Raw genomic sequence first — 19,672 nt, forward strand, 5'->3', positions numbered from 1 at the left:
ACAGCGTCGACGTGCATCGACCCGGTACGCTGCCGCTCGCTCGGGCCGAACGCCGCGCCGGTCCGCGACCCGTACCGATCCGGTCAACGGCAACCGTCGATCACCGGCACCATGACGATGTCGTCGTGATCCTGCGCTGTGCATTCCGAGGACTGACAGCGATCATGGGTGGAAACAACAGCAGTAACTGACGGAACCAGTTCAAGGAGCTTGTGAATGCAACCCGGTAACCCCGGCCAGGACCCGTACGGCCAGCAGCCCAACGACCCCACCGCGCCCCAGCCGCCGCAGAACCCGTACGGCCAGCCGCCGGCCGCCCCGTACGGTCAGCAGCCGACCTCCGGTCAGCCGTACGGTCAGCCGCAGCCGTACCAGGACCCGTACGGCCAGCAGCAGCCGCAGTACGGCGGCGGTCCGGCGTACCCGAACGCCGGCTACCCGCAGGGTCAGGGGCAGAACAACACCCTCGGCCTGGTGGCGATGATCCTCGGTATCGCGTCGATCCCGCTGGCCTGCTGTCCCCTCCTGGGCATCCCGGTCGGCATCGGAGGCGCGGTGACCGGCTACCTGGGCCGGCAGAAGGCGGCACAGGGGCAGGCGAGCAACGCCGGTCAGGCCAAGGCCGGGCTGATCTGTGGTGCGGTCGGCGTCGCGCTCGGCATCATCTCGGTCATCCTGAGCGTCGCGCTGAACGTCGGCCTGCCGACCAACCCCTGACGGATCCCGCAGCTACGGGGCGTTCCGGACTCCGTCCGGGGCGCCCCAGGCTCGTCTACTGGGCGGGTGAGCGGGTGAGCGCTCGGGTGCCGGCGGCGCCGAGCAGTGCGCCGACCGCGATGACGACAGCCGCCACCGCACCGACCTGCCAGCCCACCGGCCCGACCTGCGCCAGCCGACCGGCGCCCAACGGCCCACCGGAAACCGCGGCGACCAGACCGAGCAGCACACCGGCCACCGGGCCGGCCAGCGCCGCCGGCGCCAACACCTCCGCCCAGCGTTGCGGGGCGCGCTCCGGCCCGGCCAGTCGGGCCACCCGGCGGGCGAGCAGCCAACCCGCGACCATCCCGGCCAGCACCGGCACCGCGAGCAACAAGGCGCCGAAGCCGTCCACCGGGCCGCGCGGCAGGCCGGCGAGCAGAGGCACCGCCGGCAACGCGCCGACCGACACCTCGCTGGTACGAACCGCGGTGTCGGTGCCGACCGCGAAGCCTGGCCCGAGCAGATAGCTGGCGGACCAGATCGCCGCGTTCGGCGCGTACGCGACACTGACCAGGGTGATCCCGGCCTGACCGGCGACCCCCGTCCGGTACGCCCCGATCATGTCCGCCGCGTCGCCGCCTCCGGTGGCCACCGCCAGGCCCGCCGCACCGGCACCCGCGCCGAGCAACAGCAGCCCCGCCACCAGGCCGGTGCGAACGCCGTCCCGGACCGGGCCGGGCATCCGGGCGGCGAGCACCCGGGTCACCGCGGTGATCCGGGTGGCGCCGACCAGCGCGGCGAGTGTGCCGACCACCGCGAACGTGGCACCCGCCCGGATCGGGGACACCTCCGCCCCACCGGCGCCGACCAGCACCGCCGCGAGCGCACCGAACAGCGCGTACGCGATGCCGACCGCGCCCGCGGCGAGCAGCGCGCGGCGCGGTGAGCGGGTGTCCCGCGCGCCGATCGCGCGGCTGACGTGCACACCGGCCCGGCTGAGCCGCCAGAGGACGAGCACTGTCAACGCCAGCGGGGCGAGCCCGAGCGGACCGGCGTCGGTGTGCAGCGGCACCCCGTGGCCGAGCAGCCAACCGGCCAGCGCCGTACGCAGGGTGCTGGCCAGGGTGGTCGAGTCGGTGCCGAGCTGGACCAGACCGAGCACGACGGCGACCGGGAGGTAGGAGGTGAGGGCGGCCCCTCCCGCCGCCACCCCGGCGGCGACGGGCAGCGGTGCGCGTCCGCGTGGCGACCCGCCGGGGCGGGGCGCGGGCACCCGGCGGGCCGGCGTGGCACGGTCGAGCGGCCGGTCGCCGGCGCGCACACCGCCGGGACGGCTGGGACGGTCAGGGGTGACGGGGGACATCCGCTCTACTCTGGCACGTCGCGCGGGCGGTGGCAGTCCGTTAACCCCTCCCGGGGCGCGTTTCATAAGGGCGGTCAGGTCGAGGCGGCGTCCGGGCGGTGATCCGGGAAGGCCCCGCGGGCGGCGACGGGCGTGTGTGCGTCGGGCACGCGGGTGGGTGTTCCGCGCGCTTACTGTCGTTGCAGCACCTGGGGCGGCGAGTTCACCGAAGCGGCGCCCAGGTCACCCGGCGCGGTCTAGCCTCGGCCCAGAGGGGGCGCGAGTCGCCGCCACCCGGGTCGGGCGCCGGTCGCGGCCCGGGTCGGTACGCCGCCCACGACCGCCCGGAGGAAGCCGTGACGACCGCATACCCGCCGCCCCCACCCCCGCCGCCACCGGCCCGGGGACGGGACCGGACGACCCTCTGGGGCGTGCTCGGCATCGTGTTGGGTCTGATCTGCTGCGGCATCCTCGGGATCGTCTTCGGCTATCTGTCCATCCGCGACGCCCGGCGCTACGGGCAGTCGTCGGTGCTCGGCTACCTCGCCATCGTGTTCGGCGTGATCAACATCATCGGTGGCTCGATCCTGCGACTCACCGGCAACTACCCGTTCTGGAACAACGACTGAGCAGCGCAGAGCGCACGCGCGCCGAAGGGGGCCGACCGGTTCCGGTCGACCCCCCTTCGATGTTGCCCTTCCGGCTCAGCTGCCGGACATGATCTCCCGCATCAGCTTCGCGGTCTCGGTCGGCGTCTTGCCGACCTTGACGCCGACCGCCTCCAGCGCCGCCTGCTTCGCCTCGGCGGTGCCGGCCGAACCGGAGATGATCGCCCCGGCGTGACCCATGGTCTTGCCGGGCGGCGCGGTGAAGCCGGCGATGTAGCCGACCACCGGCTTGGTGACGTTCGCCTTGATGAACTCGGCGGCCCGCTCCTCGGCGTCGCCACCGATCTCACCGATCATCACGATGGCGTCGGTCTCCGGGTCGGCCTCGAACGCCGCGAGGGCGTCGATGTGGGTGGTCCCGATGATCGGGTCACCGCCGATGCCGACGCAGGTGGAGAAGCCGATGTCGCGCAGCTCGTACATCATCTGGTAGGTCAGCGTGCCGCTCTTGCTGACCAGGCCGATCCGGCCGGAGCCGGTGATGTCGGCCGGGATGATGCCGGCGTTGGACGCGCCCGGCGAGGCGATGCCCGGGCAGTTCGGCCCGATGATCCGGGTCCGCTCGCCCTGCGACACGTTGTACGCCCAGAACGCCGCGGTGTCGTGCACCGGCACGCCCTCGGTGATCACCACAGCCAGCGGGATCGCGGCGTCGATCGCCTCGACCACCGCGGCCTTGGTGAACTGCGGCGGCACGAAGATGACGGTGACGTCAGCCCCGGTCTCGGCCATCGCGTCCGCGACGGAAGCGAAGACCGGCAGCTCGGTGCCGTCGAAGTCGACCTTCTGACCCGCCTTGCGCGGGTTGACGCCGCCCACCACGTTGGTGCCGGCGGCGAGCATCCGCCGGGTGTGCTTGGAACCCTCGGAACCGGTCATCCCCTGGACGATGACCTTCGAGTCCTTGGTCAGCCAGATAGCCATGATCAGACCCCCGCAGCTGCCAGCTCGGCGGCCCGCTCGGCCGCGCCGTCCATGGTGTCCACCCGCTGCACGAGCGGGTTGTTCGCGCTGTCCAGGATCGCCCGGCCAGCCTCCGCGTTGTTGCCGTCCAGACGGACGACGAGCGGCTTGCTGACCTGCTCGCCGCGCTGCTCCAGCAGGGCCAGCGCCTGGATGATGCCGTTCGCCACCTCGTCGCAGGCGGTGATGCCGCCGAAGACGTTGACGAAGACACTCTTCACGGCCGGGTCGGAGAGCACGATCTCCAAACCGTTCGCCATCACCGCGGCGCTCGCGCCGCCGCCGATGTCGAGGAAGTTGGCCGGCTTGACGTTGCCGTGCCGCTCGCCGGCGTACGCGACCACGTCGAGGGTCGACATGACCAGACCCGCGCCGTTGCCGATGATGCCGACCTCGCCGTCGAGCTTGACGTAGTTGAGGTCCTTCGCTTTGGCGGCCTGCTCCAGCGGGTCCACCGCGGCCTGGTCGACAAGCGCCTCGTGGTCCGGGTGCCGGAACGCCGCGTTCTCGTCCAGACTGATCTTGGCGTCGAGCAGCAGCATCCGGCCGTCGCCGTTCTTGGCCAGCGGGTTGACCTCGACCAGGGTGGCGTCCTCGGCGACGAACGCCTGCCACAGGCCGACGGCGATCTCGACCACCTGGTCGGCGACCTCGGCCAGGAAGCCGGCGGCGGTCACGATCTCGCGGGCCTTGGCCTCGTCCACGCCCTTCACGGCGTCGATCGGGGCCTTGACGACCTTGTCGGGGGTATCGGCGGCGACCTGCTCGATGTCCATGCCGCCGGCGACGCTGGCGATGCAGAGGAAGGTGCGGTTCGCCCGGTCGAGCAGGTACGAGAAGTAGTACTCCTCGGCCACGTCCGCGGTCACCGTGATCATGACCTTGTGGACGGTGTGACCCTTGATGTCCATGCCGAGGATGTCGGTGGCGCGGGCCACCGTCTCCTCGGCGCCCTCGGCCAGCTTGACGCCGCCGGCCTTACCTCGGCCGCCGACCTTCACCTGCGCCTTGACGACCACGCGACCGCCGAGGCGTTCGGCGATCGCACGGGCCTCTTCCGGGGTAGTGGCGACGCCGCCGGCCAGCACGGGCAAGCCGTGCCGCTCGAACAGGTCCCGCCCCTGGTACTCGTACAGGTCCACGTTTGCGCGTCCCGTCCCGTCTCCGCGGCGCGCCGTCGCGCCGCCACCAGCGTTCAGAAAACAGTTTGACGCCTGTCATCACTCGAAACAGGCCATTGGCCGCAGCCTAGCGAGGTCGGCACCGCCGGCAACCGAGCGGGTGTGCGGTGTGCGGTAATGCACAACCGGACATCCGGCGGGGCTGCTTTCGGCTCACGACGCCGGCGTCATCCACCGTCCGGGCGATGTTGTCCGGCTTGCGTAACCCCGCCGTGGGGGCGTCGTTGAGTCAGGTGTCGGAGCGCTGAACAGCGCGATGACGGGAGACGGCCGATGCCCTGTCGGTCGAGGGGTGGCGGCGGGGCATCGTGCATAGAGGGGCCGGACGTGTGAGGGGTGCGTCCGGCCCCTCCCCCGTGCCCAGATCCGGTCGTCGCAGCGGATCGGTACGCCTCAGGAAACCGGCTGTGCGACGTTCTCTCGGACCCACTCGACAATCGCCTGAGTGGTGGCGCCCGGAGTGAAGATCTTTGCGACGCCCAGCTTCTCCAACTCGGGAATGTCGCCGTTCGGAATGATGCCGCCGCCGAACACGACGATGTCGCGGGCGTCCCGCTCACCGAGCAGTTCCAGCACCCGCCGGAAGAGCGTCATGTGCGCGCCGGAGAGGACGGACAGGCCGACCGCGTCGGCGTCCTCCTGGATCGCGGTCTCCACGATCTGCTCGGGGGTCTGGTGCAGGCCGGTGTAGACGACCTCCATCCCGGCATCCCGTAGGGCACGCGCGACGACCTTCGCGCCCCGGTCATGGCCGTCCAGACCGGGCTTGGCGACGACGACCCGGATACGAGAGCTCATCAGCGCACACCTTTCACCGGCTTGACCGCCTTCACCTGAACGAACGGTAACCCGACGGACCCGGCCCGGGAAATCCGGGCCGGAAAGCCGGCTCGGTTGCCGGTCACCGCCCGCGCAGCCACTCCCCGCGCAGGCCCACAGCCCGGAGAGGATCGCCGTGGCGGTCCGGCACTGCGGCAGCGGCGGTCCGGCACTGCGGCAGCGGCGGCCCGGCACTGCGGCAGTCAAGTCGGACGAGTCCGCCGGATCGGTCACGCTCGGCGACGAACGGGCAGCATCGAGGGCACCGTTTGGCGTCGCGATGCGTGACAATAATGGACGCAAACGGACAGAACGACACGCCAATTTGGCGCTCTAGCTTGTGACTCGCCTGGTGGTTGGCTAACGTGTCCACGGTTGTCATCAGGTCCATGGACGGGTGACGACGCGGTCAGCGGACGTTCACTGGAGCTCCACGAACGCCCACCGGCCGCCTCGGAACCCCGACAACGGAGGGTGTGCGTGCGCCAGCGCCTGTCGTCTGAACCCGATCGATATCGCGGTCGTCGCCGTGTGCCCACCCCGCCGCGCAGCCGTTACGCCGCTGTCGTCACCACCGCGTTCGTGGGGGCCGGCATCGTCGCCCTCGGCGCGAGCGCCCTGCCGGACGCCAAGGACGTCAGCCCGACGGTGCTCGACGAGCTCAAGCAGGCGTCGGTCACCAGCCAGGACGCCGCGGCCCGCGCGGACAACGCCGACCGCGCCTCCCGCGACAGCCGCAGCGAGGACAGCGCCGAGCCCGAGGTCTGGCTGCTGCCACTGCAGGGCTACGACTTCAACTCCCCCTACGGGATGCGCTGGGGCAAGCTGCACACCGGTGTGGACCTGGTCGCGCCCGAGGGCACTCCCTACGTGGCGATCCACGACGGGCTGGTCACCAAGGCCGGCTGGTTCGGCGGGTATGGCAACGCCGTCATCGTGCAGCACGCCGACGGCAGTGAGGCCATCTACGGCCACTCCTCAGCGGTGAGCGTGAAGGAAGGCCAGCAGATCAAGGCCGGCGACCAGCTCGGCCTGGTGGGCCAGACGGGTCACGCCTACGGCACCCACCTGCACCTGGAGATCCATGTCAAGGGCGAGCCGGTCGACCCGGTCCCCTACCTCCAGGAGCGCGGAGTGGACATCAAGCTGCAAGTCGAGGCAATTTACAGCGAGGTAGCCGCGTCCTGACGCTGCGTACCGACCGATGACCGCCCGGATCTTTCGATCTGGGCGGTTTTTCGTTGCCCACGTCCGGTGGATGTGTGCCGAGTCACCACCGCGACTGTGACCGGCGACACTCCAGCTCATGATCACTTTTCCGGATATAGCACCCCAGAGCGGGTCATACGTGGGCAGTCATCATGTTGTCCGTCGCCGCTGATCCGGTCCCCGCGCCTGCCCCACCTCGGCCCGACACCAGTATTTCGAGGTCAAGTGCCCCCTCGACTGTGAAGGTCCGCCGTGCAGGAAGACAGCCCCGTCCAGAACGAGACCACCCCGGACACCGCCTCGACCGAGCGACCGCAACGCGCCCGCCGGCGGAACCGTCTCATCGTGCTCGGCGCCGCCGCACTGGTGGCCCTCGGCCTCGGTGGCGTCGCCGTCGCCACCACCGGCAGCGACCGCCCGGCACCTGCCGCCGTCTCCCTCGACTCGCAGTCCCGAGCCGACGCCGCCAGCCGGGCGGACCGCTCCGCCCGCGAGTCGAGCACACCGGTCGCCCCCTCGGCCAGCCCGACGGCGAGTCCGTCGGCGGCCAGCGCCAGCCCGACACCGACGAAGACGGCCACCGCGAAGGCCAAGCCGAAGCCGAAGAACACCACCAAGCCCACCCCCGCCTGGGTCGACCCGATGCCGGGCGCTGCCGTCACGTCCTGCTACGGGCCGCGCTGGGGCACCCTGCACGCCGGTATCGACCTGGCGCTGCCCTCCGGTGCGCCGATCCACGCCGCAGCCGCCGGCACCGTGACGCAGGCCGGTGACGTCTCCGACGGGTACGGGAACTCCGTCTTCATCGACCACGGCAACGGCTACCTGACCCACTACGCCCACCAGAGCCGGATCGCGGTCACCGTCGGTCAGAAGGTGAAGGCCGGCCAGGTCATCGGCTACGAGGGCGCGACCGGCGACGCCACCGGCCCGCACCTGCACTTCGAGGTGCACCAGGGCATGTGGAACCAGATCGACCCGGCCCCGTTCATGCGGGCCCGTGGCGTCGACCTGGGCTGCTGACCCGACATCCCTGCGCGATCCGGAGCAACATCAAGGAAAGAGTGGCCTCAGGCACCGCTGAGACCACTCTTTCCCTGATTTAGTGCGATCTTGGAGCGCGACCGGGTCAGAGCTTGTCGACCGGGGCGTGCCGGAGCACCAGCCACATGGTCTGGTCGCCGAAGTCGATCTGCGCGCGGGCGCCCGGGCCATGCCCCTCGACGGCGAGCACCCGTCCCAGCCCGTACCGCTGGTGGTTGACCCGGTCGCCGGCCGCCACCTTCGGCCCCTGCGGCAACTCACTGGCCGTGGTCAGCCTGCTGGCGTCCACGCCGAGCCGCTGGGCCAACTGGGCCGCCTTCGGCGTGCCGCCGGTGAACGTGCCCCGGCCGCCGGGCGCGCGGTCGGCACGACCGCCGACGCCGCCGCCCCCGCCAGCCCACGAGGTGTACGACCCCTCGGTGCGTTCCCAGTGCACCAACTCGGTCGGCAGCTCCTCCAGGAAGCGTGACGGCGGGTTGTAGGACGGCTGCCCCCAGGCCGAGCGGGTCACCGCCCGGGAGAGGTAGAGCCGCTGCCGGGCGCGGGTGATGCCGACGTACGCCAGCCGGCGCTCCTCCTCCAACTCGCGGGTGTCACCCAGCGAGCGCAGGTGCGGGAAGACGCCGTCCTCCAGCCCGGTCAGGAAGACCACCGGGAACTCCAGCCCCTTGGCGGTGTGCAATGTCATCAGGGTGACCACGCCCTGGTGGTCGGGGTCGTCGGAGGGGATCTGGTCGGCGTCGGCGACCAGCGCCACCTGCTCCAGGAACCCGGCGAGGGTGGCGCGTTCCCCCTCCTCGCCCAGCGCCTCGATCCGCTCGGTGTACTCCCGGGCGACGCTGACCAACTCCTGGAGGTTGTCCACCCGACCGGCGTCCTGCGGGTCCAGGCTCTCCTCCAACTCGGTGAGGTAGCCCGAGCGGGTCAACAGGGCCTCCAGCACCTCCTCCGGGGTGCCGGTCTCGGCCAACTCCCGGGCGCCGTCGAGCAACGCGACGAAGTCGCCGATGCCGTTGGCCGCCCGGGTGGAGATGCCCGGTGCCTCCCGGGCTCGCCGCAGCGCCGCGCCGAACGAGATCCGGTCACGGCTGGAGAGCGCCTCGACGCACGCCTCGGCGCGGTCGCCGATCCCCCGGCGGGGGGTGTTGAGCACCCGCCGCAGGCTCACCGTGTCGTCGTCGTTGACCACCGAGCGCAGGTACGCCAGCGCGTCGCGGACCTCCTTGCGCTCGTAGAAGCGCACCCCACCGACGACCTTGTAGGGAAGGCCGACGCGGATGAACACCTCTTCGAAGACGCGGGACTGGGCGTTGGTGCGGTAGAAGACCGCGACGTCGCCGGGGCGGGTCTCGTCCGCGTCGACCAGCCGGTCGATCTCCCGGGCCACCCAGTCGGCCTCGGCGTGCTCGGTGTCGGCCACGTAACCGACGATCTGCTCGCCGGCGCCGGACTCGCTCCACAGCCGCTTGGGTTTGCGGGAGGTGTTGCGGTCGATCACCGCGTTGGCCGCGTTGAGGATGGTCTGGGTGGAGCGGTAGTTCTGCTCCAACAGGATCGTCCGCGCGTCGGTGAAGTCCCGTTCGAACTCCAGGATGTTGCGGATCGTCGCACCCCGGAACGCGTAGATCGACTGGTCGGCGTCGCCGACCACGCACAGCTCGGCCGGCGCCAGCCCGTCGGTGCCGGAGACCAACTCCTTGATCAGGACGTACTGGGCGTGGTTGGTGTCCTGGTATTCGTCCACCAGCACGTGCCGGAACCGCCGGCGGTAACTCTCCGCGACGTGCGGGTGGGACTGGAGCAGGTGCACCGTGGTCATGATCAGGTCGTCGAAGTCCAGCGCGTGCGCCTCGCGTAGCCGGCGCTGGTAGAGCGTGTACGCCTCCGCGAGGGCCCGCTCGTTGGGCCCGGTGGCCCGTGCGGCGAACTGCTCCGGGTCGACCAGCTCGTTCTTGAGGTTGGAGACCTGGGCGGCCAACCCGCGCGCCGGGTAGCGCTTCGGGTCGAGATCCAGCTCGCGGGTCACCAGCTGCATCAACCGGCGGGAGTCGTCCGCGTCGTAGATCGAGAACGTCGACTTGAGGCCGGCGTGCTCGTGCTCGGCGCGCAGGATCCGCACGCAGGCGGAGTGGAACGTCGACACCCACATCAGCCGGGCCCGGGGGCCGACCAGCGCGGCGACGCGCTCCTTCATCTCGCCGGCCGCCTTGTTGGTGAAGGTGATCGCGATGATCTCACCGGGGTGCACGTCCCGTGCGGCGAGCAGGTAGGCGATCCGGTGCGTGAGCACCCGGGTCTTGCCGGACCCGGCGCCGGCCACGATCAGCAGCGGCGAGCCGGCGTGACTGACCGCGTCGCGCTGTGGCCCGTTCAGGCCGTCGAGCAGCTGCTGCGGATCGAGGCGGACGGCGGCGGGCCGGGGCCGGTCCGGGCGGGCCGGCGCGGACTCCGGCGCAGGCGGGGACGCGGGGATGTCGAAGAGAGGATGCATCGCCCGACAAGTCTATGCCGCCACTCGGACACTGCGTCGCTGGCGCTCGGCAGCTCGTGCCCGACCGCGTGCTGCCACCGCGGCACGCCCAGGTCGAAGAAAGATCCCCGGTGCACCGCCGAATGCTTGCGCACCCACCGCCGACGTGGGCATACTCGACGGCGTGATCGCTGCGCGCTACTACTTTTACTACGGCACCGGGAGTCCGGCTGCCGTAGGTCGCGCCTGATCGATTCAGACCTACGAAAGCCCCGGGCTCCTGGAGTCCGGGGCTTCTTCCGTCCCGGGTTCCGGGCACCGGGCACCACCGCGCGAGAGGTACCCGATGATGACAGACGTGATGGAGCAGAGCGGCGGCCCGATTCGACCGGAGGCTGGGCAGCCTGTGGTCAGCGGGCGCGAGACGGCGGCACCCGTGCCGCCGACGGCGGGGGACGCCGAGCAGGCCGAGGCACAGACCGGCACCGAAGAGCCCTCCGCCGCCGCGCGAATCGTGCAGATCAGGGAACGGATCGACGAGATCGACCACGCGCTGATCGCACTCTGGCAGGAGCGTGCCGCGTTGTCCCAGGAGGTCGGGGCCACCCGGATGGCGTCCGGCGGGACTCGCCTGGTGCTGTCCCGGGAGCGGGAGATCCTGGAGCGGTTCCGGGTCGCCCTCGGCGCGGACGGCACCCAGTTGGCTCTGCTGCTGCTCCGCGCGGGCCGCGGGCCGCTGTAGGCCGCTCCGACCCGCGGCGGGTCACCCGGCCCGCTGACACCTCGTGCTGCGCCATCCAGTGCCCGCCCGAGGCGCAGGCCCGGCCCGCCCGGCCGCCGGCACCTCAGGGTCGCCGGACAGACGAAACCGCCTGCCGTCGTCGTGGAGACGTCGGCAGGCGGTTTCGGTGACTCAGACCTCGTGGGTGGCGACGACCTCGCGACGATCCGCGAAGTGGCAGGCGCTCGGGTGGTCCGAGTTCCGCCGGATCTCCAGCAGCGGGACCTGCTCGGCGCACACGTCCTGCGCCTTCCAGCAGCGGGTCCGGAACCGGCAGCCCGAGGGCGGGCTGATCGGCGACGGCACGTCACCCGTCAACCGGATGATCGTCTTGTTGTTCCGCTGGGTCGGGTCCGGCACCGGCACCGCGGAGAGCAGAGCCTGGGTGTACGGGTGGGTCGGCCGCTCGTAGATCTCGTCCTCGGTGCCGATCTCCACGATCTTGCCGAGGTACATCACCGCGACCCGGTCCGAGAGGTGGCGGACCACCGACAGGTCGTGCGCGATGAAGACGTACGACAGCCCGAACTCGCCCTGGAGCTGCTCCAGCAGGTTCATCACCTGCGCCTGGATGGAGACGTCGAGCGCCGACACCGGCTCGTCGCAGACGATGATCTCGGGCCGGAGCGCGAGCGCCCGGGCGATGCCGATGCGCTGGCGCTGACCGCCGGAGAACTGGTGCGGGTACCTGTTGATGTGCTCCGGGTTGAGCCCGACCAGGTCGAGCAGTTCGCGGACCTTGGCCCGGCGGCTGCCCTTCGGCGCCACCTCCGGGTGGATGTCGAACGGCTCACCCAGCAGGTCACCGACGGTCATCCGCGGGTTCAGCGAGGTGTACGGGTCCTGCATGACCAGCTGGATCTGCCGGCGAAGGCGTCGCAGCGCCCCACCGGACAGCTTGGAGATGTCCTGGCCCTTGTAGACCACGCTGCCGGCGGTCGGCTTCTCCAGGTTCATCAGAACCCGGGCGAGGGTCGACTTGCCGCAGCCGGACTCGCCGACCACACCGAGCGTCTCACCGGCGCGCAGACCGAACGAGACCCCGTCGACCGCCTTGACCTGACCGACGGTCTTCTTGAACACCACGCCCTGGGTGACGGGGTAGTGCTTGACCAGGTCGTTGACCTCGAGGATGTTCTCAGACACGGTTCACCAGCTCCTCGGCGAAGTGGCAGGCGCTGGCCCGGCCGGTGCCCACCTGCAGCAGCGGCGGGACCTTCTCCCGGCACACCGGCTGAGCCATCGGGCAGCGCGGGTTGAAGGGGCAGCCCGGCGGAATGTTCATCAGGTTCGGCGGGAGGCCCTTGATCGTCCGGAGCTGCTGCCCCTTCTCGTCCAGGCGCGGGATCGAGTCGATCAGACCCATCGTGTACGGGTGCGCCGGCTTGGCGTACAGGTCGTACACGTCCGCTTCCTCGACGATCCGTCCCGCGTACATGACCGCGATCCGGTCCGCGACGTCGGCGACCACGCCGAGGTCGTGGGTGATCAGGATCATGCCCATCTGCCGCTCACGCTGGAGCTCCGCGAGCAGGTCCATGATCTGGGCCTGCACCGTCACGTCGAGCGCCGTGGTGGGCTCGTCCGCGATCAGCACCTCCGGGTCGAGCGCCAGCGACATCGCGATCATCGCGCGCTGCCGCATACCGCCGGAGAACTGGTGTGGGTAGTTGTTGAACCGACCCTTGGCGTTCGGGATCTTGACCTGGTCGAGCATGTCGATAGCGCGCTTCTTGGCCTCCGCGCGACCCATGCCCCGCCGGACCCGGAACTGCTCGGCGATCTGGAACCCGACGGTGAAGACGGGGTTCAGGGCGGAGAGCGCGTCCTGGAAGATCATCGCGATGCCCTCGCCGCGGATGCGGCGGCGCTCCTCGGCGGACATGCCGAGCATGTCCTTGCCGTGGAACCGGACCTGCCCACCGGTCACGAAGCCCGGCGGCGTGTCGAGGATGCCCATGATGGTCTGCGCCGTGACGCTCTTACCGGAACCGGACTCGCCGAGCACGGCGAGGGTCTCCCCCGCGTCGACGTGGTAGGTGACCCCGTTGATGACCTTTGCGACGCCGTCCCGGGTACGGAACTCCACCCGCAGGTCATCGACCTCGAGCAGCCGGCCGGAGGGACGCCCGGACCCGCCGGATCCCGGCGCGGACTGCTCGGACACGAGAATGTCGGACACTGGATCTCCCCTAGCGGAGTTTCGGATCGAGGGCCTCGCGGACCGATTCACCGAGCATCACGAAGCTCAGCACTGCGGTGACGAGGAACGCGGCGGGGAAGAACACCAGCCCTGGCGCGACCCGGACGAAATTCTGCCCATCGCTGATCATGATGCCCCAGGACACCACCGGCGACTTGAGACCGACGCCCAGGAACGACAGGGTGGCCTCGGCGCCGATGAACGAGCCGACCATGATCGTGCCGTAGACCAGCAGTGGGGCCAGGCAGTTCGGCAGCAGGTGCTTGAGGATGATCCGGCCGGTGCCGGCACCCAGTGCGCGGGCCGCGACGATGTAGTCGGCCTCCTTGGTGGCAAGCACCGAGGAGCGCATCAGTCGCATCACGACCGGCCAGCTCAGCACGATCAGGGACGCGGTCACCAGACCCATGATCTTGTTCTTGCTGTTGCCGGCGCCCGAGCCGTTGAAGGTGGTCAGGATGACGATCGCCCCGAGCACGAAGGGCAGACCGAAGAAGACGTCGGCGATCCGGCTGAGCAGCGCGTCCACCCAGCCACCGCGGTAACCGGAGATGATGCCCATGGCCCCGCCGATGAGCAGGGTGCCCAGCACGGAGAGCACGGCGACCTGGATGGACGCCCGGGCCCCGTAGATGACCCGGGCGTAGACGTCACGGCCCTGCACGTCGTAGCCGAACCAGCCATTGGCGGACGGCTTGTCGAGGCTGCGGGACAGCGAGCCGTTGACGGCGTCGCCCGGGGCGAACAGCGCAGGGAAGGCCGCCATCAGCAGGAAGATCAGGATCAGCGTGGCCGAGATCCAGAACAGCGGCTTGCGTCGCAGGTCCCGCCAGGCGTCGCCGAGCAGGCCACGCGGCTTCTCGTTGCCCTGCGGCTGGCCCGCGGTGGCGGGGGCGGCAGAGTCGGTGGAGTGTGCGCCAGGGGTGCTGGCGATCGATGTGGTACTTGGGTCACTCATAACGGATCCTCGGGTCCAGTGCGGCGTAGAGCAGGTCAACCAGCAGGTTCATCACGAGATAGACCAGCACCAGGACGACCACGATTCCTACCACCGTGGCGCTTTCCTTGGTGATGATCGCCCGGAAGACCTGGCGGCCGATTCCGTTGATGCCGAAGATTCCCTCGGTGACGATCGCGCCACCCATCAGGGCACCGAGGTCGGTGCCGAGCAGGGTCACCACCGGGATGAGCGAGTTGCGCAGCAGGTGCACCCCCACCACCCGGCGCATCGGCAGGCCCTTGGCGATGGCGGTGCGCACGTAGTCCGCACGACGGTTCTCGGCAATGCTCGTTCGTGCCACCCGGGCGATGTACGCCACTGACGCGCTGCCGAGCACGAAGCCGGGCACGATCAGCTCGGACCACCGCATCTCGGAGGAGACGGTCGGCTTGATGATGCCCCACTGCACACCCAGCAGCCACTGCAGCACGAAGCCGACGACGAAGACCGGCAGCGCGATCAGGAAGAGGGTGGAGACCAGGACCAGGTTGTCCAGGAAGCCGTTACGCCGCAGACCGCTCAGCACGCCGGCGCCGAGGCCGATGATCGCTTCGATGGCGAGCGCGACGACGGCCAGCTTCAGGGTGTTCGGGTAGGCGGTCGCGATGATGTCGCTGATCTCGCGTTGCTGGAACGTCTGACCGAAGTCGCCCTGGAACAGGTTCTTCATGTAGTTCGCGTACTGCACGAAGACGTTCTGGTCGAGGTGGTACTTCTCGGTCATGAAGGCGATGTACTGGTCCGGGCAGCGGCGCTCACCGCACTTGCCGGCGAACGGATCGCCCGGAACGGCCCAGACGAGCCAGTAGATCAGGAACGTCGTACCGATGAAGACCGGCACGAGTTGGAGCAGCCGTCTCAACAGATAACGGCCCATGGGGTGGTCCTCCAGACAGGGGGCGCGTCGGACGGCCGACACGGTGGTGACAACGTGCGAGTGGAGTGTTGTAACACCCACTCGCGGAACGGCCCCGGGCCGGGCTCACCGGATGTGGCGAGCCCGACCCGGGGTCAGACCGTTCGGATCAGAGCTCGACCGAGGTGATGTCGATCTCGCCGACGTTGTTCAGCTCGAGCTTCTTGATCTTCTCCGAGTGGCCGGACTGCTGACCGTAGAAGTAGACCGGGATGCTCGGGACGTCCTGGTCGACCTTCTCGACCGCCTTGGCGAACGCCTCGTGGGAGGCCTCCAGGCTCGGAGCGGCGCTGGCCTGCTTGGCAAGGGCGTCGACCTCAGGGTTGCTGTAGAGGCCGTCGTTCGAGGAGCCGCCCGTGACGTACAGCGGGTTGACCCAGTTCTCGACGTCCGGGTAGTCCTGCTGCCAGGCAGCACGGTACGGGCCGGTCATCTTGTGGGCGTTGATGTTCTGGCGGAACACCGCGAAGGTCGGCACACCTTCGGCCCGGGCGTTGATGTTGAGGTTGGTCTTGATCTGCTGCGCGACGGCGTCCATCCAGTCCTTGTGGGCGGAGTCCGCGTTGTAGTAGAAGACCATCTCACCGGTGAAGCCACCGGCCTCGGCGAGCAGCGTCTTGGCCGTCTCCGGGTCGAACTTGCAAGCGGTGCAGTTACCCGGCTTGGCGCCCGGGGTCAGCGGGTTCGCCCAGCTGTCGGCCGGCTTGCGGGTGCCGAAGAAGATCTTGTCCGAGATCTCCTGCCGGTTGATCGCCAGCGACACGGCACGACGGAGCTTCGGGTTCTGGAAGCGCTTGTCGTAGATCGGGAACGCGATCAGCGCGGTCGACGGCGTGACGGTCGAGCGGCCCCGGTCACCGAGGTCGGTCTTCCACTTGTCACCGGCGAGCGCCGAGGTGGGGACAACCTCCATGAAGTCGAGGTTGTTCGCCAGCAGGTCGGCGTAGGCGGCGTTGTCGTCCTGGTACAGCTTGACGTCGACGTCCTTGATCTTCATCTTGTCGCGAAGATTGTAGTCGTCGAAGCGCGTCAGCTTGATGAGGGCGTTGTCCTCCCACGACACGAACTTCACCGGGCCGTTGCCGATCGGCTTGCGGCCGAAGTCCTCGGGCTTCTGGGTGAAGAACACGTCCGGCAGCGGCATGAAGGCGCTGTAGCCGAGCTTGGTCGGGAAGACCGCGGTCGGCGCCGCCAGGGTGACCTCGAAGGTCTGCTCGTCGATGACCTTCAGGCCGGACAGCTTGTCCGTCGTCGGCGTCGGGGCCTTCTTCGGGCCGTCCGCGCCGTCCGGGTCGGAGGTGTAGGTCTGGTCGAAGCCCGCGATGTCCGCGAAGAAGGTGCCGTTCTGCGCACCGTTCGGCGAGTAGGCGGCCCAGTTCCAGGCGTCGACGAAGTTCTTCGCCTTGACCTCGGTACCGTCGTGGAACTTGGTACCGGCCTTGATCTTGATCGTGAAGACCTTGGAGTCCGTGGTGTTGATGGACTCCGCCAGCGCGTTGCGCGGGGCCCCACCGTCGTTCGGGTACTCGACCAGGCCGGTAAACAGCCAGTCGACGATCTTGCCGCCGCCGGTCTCCGTGGTGTTCGACGGGACCAGCGGGTTCTCCGGCTGGACGCCGTGGACAACGATCGAGCCGTCCTTGCTGGCGGCAGCGTCGCCGTCGCCGTCACCGCTCGAGCAACCGCTCGCGACAAGCGCGGCAGCCGCGCTGAGCGCGATCGCGCTCGTCGCCCGCTTCGAGACTCTCATTCCGAGGGGCCTCCTCTTTCTAACCAGGTTCCGTCGTGGGTTTCACGCACGTTTGGGGGGTGACACCGCCCGACCACCCCGGGGCGCGGGTCGCCGGGACCACAGGGAAGTTGGAGACACCCCTGATGTACCGATCCGCCGGGCTCCCCCGCCAACGAGGCGCGACACGACGCAGGAGACACAGCCACGAACCGCCGCGAGCGGCGAGGACATGGTCGTGGGCCGTACGGAGTGCCACACACCGATGGTGAGGTGCTGCCACTGTGACACCCACTGGCCGCTTCCGTGAAGGTGCCGTTATCAAGCCGTTAGTTGCCCGCCACGTTGCCGATACTTGAAAAATGATCATAAAACGGTCGGCTCGGGCAGCACTGAGCAGGAAATACGTTGCGCCACCCGCGTACGAGGGCTCGGCCCGCGCGCACGCCTCGGACCCACCCCTGTCCGATCGGACGTCGGTCGCCACTCACATTTCGACCCATCCGGACTAGGTCGACTTCGGCTGCACAGGCACGATCACCGACTGGGTGGATGAGGGTGTCGAGATCGTTTGTCTGATCCTCGGCCCCGGGCGAGGCCGGTCAGACGAGGCGGCGATCGGCCGCCCAGCGGGACAGCTCGTAGCGGTTGGACATCTGCAGCTTGCGGAGCACGTTCGACACGTGCGTCTCCACCGTCTTGATGGAGATGAACAGCTCCTTGGCGATCTCCTTGTACGCGTACCCGCGGGCCAGCAGCCGGAGCACCTCGCGCTCACGGTTGGTCAGCTGGTCCAGCTCGGGGTCGGCCACCGGGGCATCCGGTCGGGCCGCGAAGGCATCCAGCACGAAGCCGGCCAACCGTGGGCTGAACACCGCGTCCCCGTCGGCCACCCGGCGGATCGCCGCGGCCAGCTCGTCCGGTGAGATGGTCTTGGTGACGTAACCCCGGGCGCCGGCCCGGATCAACCCGATCACGTCCTCCGCCGCGTCGGAGACGCTCAACGCGAGAAACTTGACCTGCGGGTGGGTACGCCTCATCGCCTCCAGCACCGCGCGCCCGCCACCGTCGGGCATGTGCACGTCGAGCAGCACCACGTCCGGCCCGACGGCGGCGATCCGGGTGACCGCCTCGGCCACCGTGCTCGCCTCGCCCACCACCTCGACGTGGGCGCCCAGCTCGGCGCGCACCCCGGCTCGGAACATGGCGTGATCGTCCACCAGGAACACCCGCAGCCGCTCGGGGCGGGCATCCGCCTGGTCGAGGTGCTCGGTCGACTGCTCGGCCATGGTCATCTGTTCCTCTCCGCTGCGGACGAGTCCCGGGAGATCGGCAGGATCAACCGAACCTCGGTCCCCTCCCCCGGACCGGACCGGATTTCGGCCCGTCCGCCGTGCCGCTTCATCCGCCCGATGATCGAGCCGCGTACGCCGTGCCGGTGGTCCTCCACGGTATCCGGATCGAAGCCCTTCCCCCGGTCCCGGACGAAGACGCTGACCTGATCGGGCTCCACCTCCGCGTAGAGGGACACCGTCTGCACGCCAGCGTGGCGGGCCGCGTTCACCAGTGCCTCCCGTGCGGCCGCGACCAGCGCGCCGACCTTCTCGTCGGTCTCCCGATCGCCGACCACCACCGCCTCCACCGTGATCGCGAAGGTGTCCTCGACCTCGGCGGCGGCCTGCTCCAACGCGGCGGCGAAGCGCTCGCTCGGCGACGCGGTGGGTTTGTACAGCCAGTTACGCAGGGAACGCTCCTGCCCCCGGGCCAGCCGCTGCACCATCTTGACGTCGCCGGCGTTGCGCTGGATCAGCGCCAACGTGTGCAACACCTGGTCGTGCACCATCGCGGCCAACTCGGCCCGCTCCTGCTCGCGAATGCGGCCCTCGCGCTCCGAGCGGAGCTGACTGTACGTCCGCCAGAGCACCGGCGCGGCGACCACGCCGACCCCGGCCAACCCGACCAGCGCGAAGATCACGCCATTGATCACCGCGTCGAAGTTCTGCGCCGGCGAGTAGACCGCCGCGACGCCGATGATGCCGACCGCGACCAGCACTCCCCCGCCGATGAACCGGAGCACGAAGGCCCGCCGGTCGCTCTCCTCGACGACCGCGCCGAGCCAGGGCACCGGCATCGTCTCGCCCCACTGCCGCCGCCGCTCGGGCGCGGACTGGTGCCAGATGACCCCGGCGCCGACCGCGATGATGGCCACCAGCCAGCCCGCGGTGCCCGCCGCGCCGACCGAGTCGAAGACCATCACCTGGATCAGCAGGACACCGAGCCCGATCCCCACGAACGGCAGGAGCTGCGCCACGTCGCGCCGGGGCGGCACCGCGGTGTCCCCTGGCCGCAGCGGCACCACGGCCCAGAAGGCCGCGTAGAGCAGCAGGCCGAGCCCACTCAGCCCGAGCAGCACCATGAACGCGACGCGCACCCGCAGCACCGAGATGCCGAGATGGTCGGCGATACCGGCGGCGACGCCGGCGGCCATCCGGTGCTCCGGGGCGCGGTAGAGGCGCGGGGGCGAGGTCACGGCGCTGATCGGAGGCTCCCTGGTCACGGTGGCGGACAGGTCGAGGTCGGGTGACTCGATCGTCACACGCTGCGGCGTCCACGACCACGGGGACGCCCCCGACATTCCGGCCGCCGGA

The 19,672-nt window shown here is 69.9% G+C and carries 17 protein-coding genes; 5 read left to right on the forward strand and 12 right to left on the reverse strand.

Translation table 11 applies throughout. From position 1 onward, the window contains the following. Nucleotides 1-216: 216 nt before the first annotated feature. On the forward strand, nt 217-717 hold the full coding sequence (locus O7614_RS29310) for a hypothetical protein (RefSeq protein ID WP_278141622.1): 501 nt from the start codon (nt 217-219) through the stop codon (nt 715-717). 55 nt (nt 718-772) lie between these two features. On the opposite strand, the gene O7614_RS29315 is transcribed toward O7614_RS29310, so the two are convergent. Then, a complete protein-coding gene (locus tag O7614_RS29315) occupies nt 773-2,062 on the reverse strand; it encodes a DUF6350 family protein (protein ID WP_278141623.1) in 1,290 nt (429 codons plus the stop codon). Nucleotides 2,063-2,397: 335 nt separating this feature from the next. Between O7614_RS29315 and O7614_RS29320 the strand changes: the two genes are divergently transcribed. Beyond that, nucleotides 2,398-2,670 (forward strand): DUF4190 domain-containing protein, encoded by a 273-nt coding sequence (locus O7614_RS29320; RefSeq protein ID WP_278141624.1) that lies wholly within the window; start codon nt 2,398-2,400, stop codon nt 2,668-2,670. Nucleotides 2,671-2,745: 75 nt separating this feature from the next. Here O7614_RS29320 and sucD read toward each other — a convergent pair whose 3' ends face one another. From sucD to O7614_RS29335, 3 genes are all read right to left on the reverse strand, one after another. Further along, nucleotides 2,746-3,633 (reverse strand): succinate--CoA ligase subunit alpha, encoded by an 888-nt coding sequence (gene sucD, locus O7614_RS29325; RefSeq protein WP_278141625.1) that lies wholly within the window; start codon nt 3,631-3,633, stop codon nt 2,746-2,748. Between the two features lie 2 nt (nt 3,634-3,635). Further along, a complete protein-coding gene (gene sucC / locus O7614_RS29330; protein WP_278141626.1) occupies nt 3,636-4,814 on the reverse strand; it encodes an ADP-forming succinate--CoA ligase subunit beta in 1,179 nt (392 codons plus the stop codon). A 432-nt stretch (nt 4,815-5,246) separates the two neighbouring features. Continuing rightward, a complete protein-coding gene (locus tag O7614_RS29335) occupies nt 5,247-5,651 on the reverse strand; it encodes a cobalamin B12-binding domain-containing protein (protein WP_088987674.1) in 405 nt (134 codons plus the stop codon). A 501-nt stretch (nt 5,652-6,152) separates the two neighbouring features. Between O7614_RS29335 and O7614_RS29340 the strand changes: the two genes are divergently transcribed. Both O7614_RS29340 and O7614_RS29345 read left to right on the forward strand, forming a co-directional pair. Then, nucleotides 6,153-6,860: a M23 family metallopeptidase gene (locus tag O7614_RS29340; RefSeq protein ID WP_278141627.1), complete on the forward strand. Its 708-nt coding sequence runs from the start codon at nt 6,153-6,155 to the stop codon at nt 6,858-6,860. Nucleotides 6,861-7,133: 273 nt separating this feature from the next. Continuing rightward, on the forward strand, nt 7,134-7,904 hold the full coding sequence (locus tag O7614_RS29345; protein ID WP_278141628.1) for a M23 family metallopeptidase: 771 nt from the start codon (nt 7,134-7,136) through the stop codon (nt 7,902-7,904). Between the two features lie 106 nt (nt 7,905-8,010). Here the strand turns inward: O7614_RS29345 and pcrA are convergent, their stop codons facing one another. Beyond that, nucleotides 8,011-10,416 carry a DNA helicase PcrA gene (pcrA, locus tag O7614_RS29350; protein ID WP_278141629.1) on the reverse strand — a complete coding sequence of 802 codons (2,406 nt, stop codon included), beginning with the start codon at nt 10,414-10,416 and terminating at the stop codon, nt 8,011-8,013. A gap of 325 nt (nt 10,417-10,741) precedes the next feature. On the opposite strand from pcrA, the gene O7614_RS29355 reads away from it, so the two are divergent. Continuing rightward, complete coding sequence (locus O7614_RS29355; RefSeq protein ID WP_347404385.1) at nt 10,742-11,137, forward strand: chorismate mutase; 396 nt, start codon at nt 10,742-10,744, stop codon at nt 11,135-11,137. A 171-nt stretch (nt 11,138-11,308) separates the two neighbouring features. Here the strand turns inward: O7614_RS29355 and O7614_RS29360 are convergent, their stop codons facing one another. From O7614_RS29360 to O7614_RS29390, 7 genes are all read right to left on the reverse strand, one after another. After that, nucleotides 11,309-12,322 (reverse strand): dipeptide ABC transporter ATP-binding protein, encoded by a 1,014-nt coding sequence (locus tag O7614_RS29360; RefSeq protein ID WP_278141630.1) that lies wholly within the window; start codon nt 12,320-12,322, stop codon nt 11,309-11,311. Next, nucleotides 12,315-13,343 carry an ABC transporter ATP-binding protein gene (locus O7614_RS29365; protein WP_278142426.1) on the reverse strand — a complete coding sequence of 343 codons (1,029 nt, stop codon included), beginning with the start codon at nt 13,341-13,343 and terminating at the stop codon, nt 12,315-12,317. The genes O7614_RS29360 and O7614_RS29365 overlap by 8 nt, the downstream gene beginning before the upstream one ends. Before the next feature lie 25 nt (nt 13,344-13,368). After that, nucleotides 13,369-14,337 (reverse strand): ABC transporter permease, encoded by a 969-nt coding sequence (locus tag O7614_RS29370; protein ID WP_278141631.1) that lies wholly within the window; start codon nt 14,335-14,337, stop codon nt 13,369-13,371. After that, nucleotides 14,330-15,256, reverse strand: a complete 927-nt coding sequence (locus tag O7614_RS29375; protein WP_278141632.1) for an ABC transporter permease — start codon at nt 15,254-15,256, stop codon at nt 14,330-14,332. The genes O7614_RS29370 and O7614_RS29375 overlap by 8 nt, the downstream gene beginning before the upstream one ends. Before the next feature lie 148 nt (nt 15,257-15,404). Next, complete coding sequence (locus tag O7614_RS29380; protein WP_278141633.1) at nt 15,405-17,045, reverse strand: ABC transporter substrate-binding protein; 1,641 nt, start codon at nt 17,043-17,045, stop codon at nt 15,405-15,407. Between the two features lie 581 nt (nt 17,046-17,626). After that, nucleotides 17,627-18,313 carry a response regulator transcription factor gene (locus tag O7614_RS29385; RefSeq protein ID WP_204946004.1) on the reverse strand — a complete coding sequence of 229 codons (687 nt, stop codon included), beginning with the start codon at nt 18,311-18,313 and terminating at the stop codon, nt 17,627-17,629. 2 nt (nt 18,314-18,315) lie between these two features. Continuing rightward, nucleotides 18,316-19,581 carry an ATP-binding protein gene (locus O7614_RS29390; protein ID WP_278142427.1) on the reverse strand — a complete coding sequence of 422 codons (1,266 nt, stop codon included), beginning with the start codon at nt 19,579-19,581 and terminating at the stop codon, nt 18,316-18,318. Nucleotides 19,582-19,672: the final 91 nt, after the last annotated feature.

This window comes from Micromonospora sp. WMMD961 (assembly GCF_029626145.1).
Taxonomy (GTDB): Bacteria; Actinomycetota; Actinomycetes; order Mycobacteriales; family Micromonosporaceae; genus Micromonospora.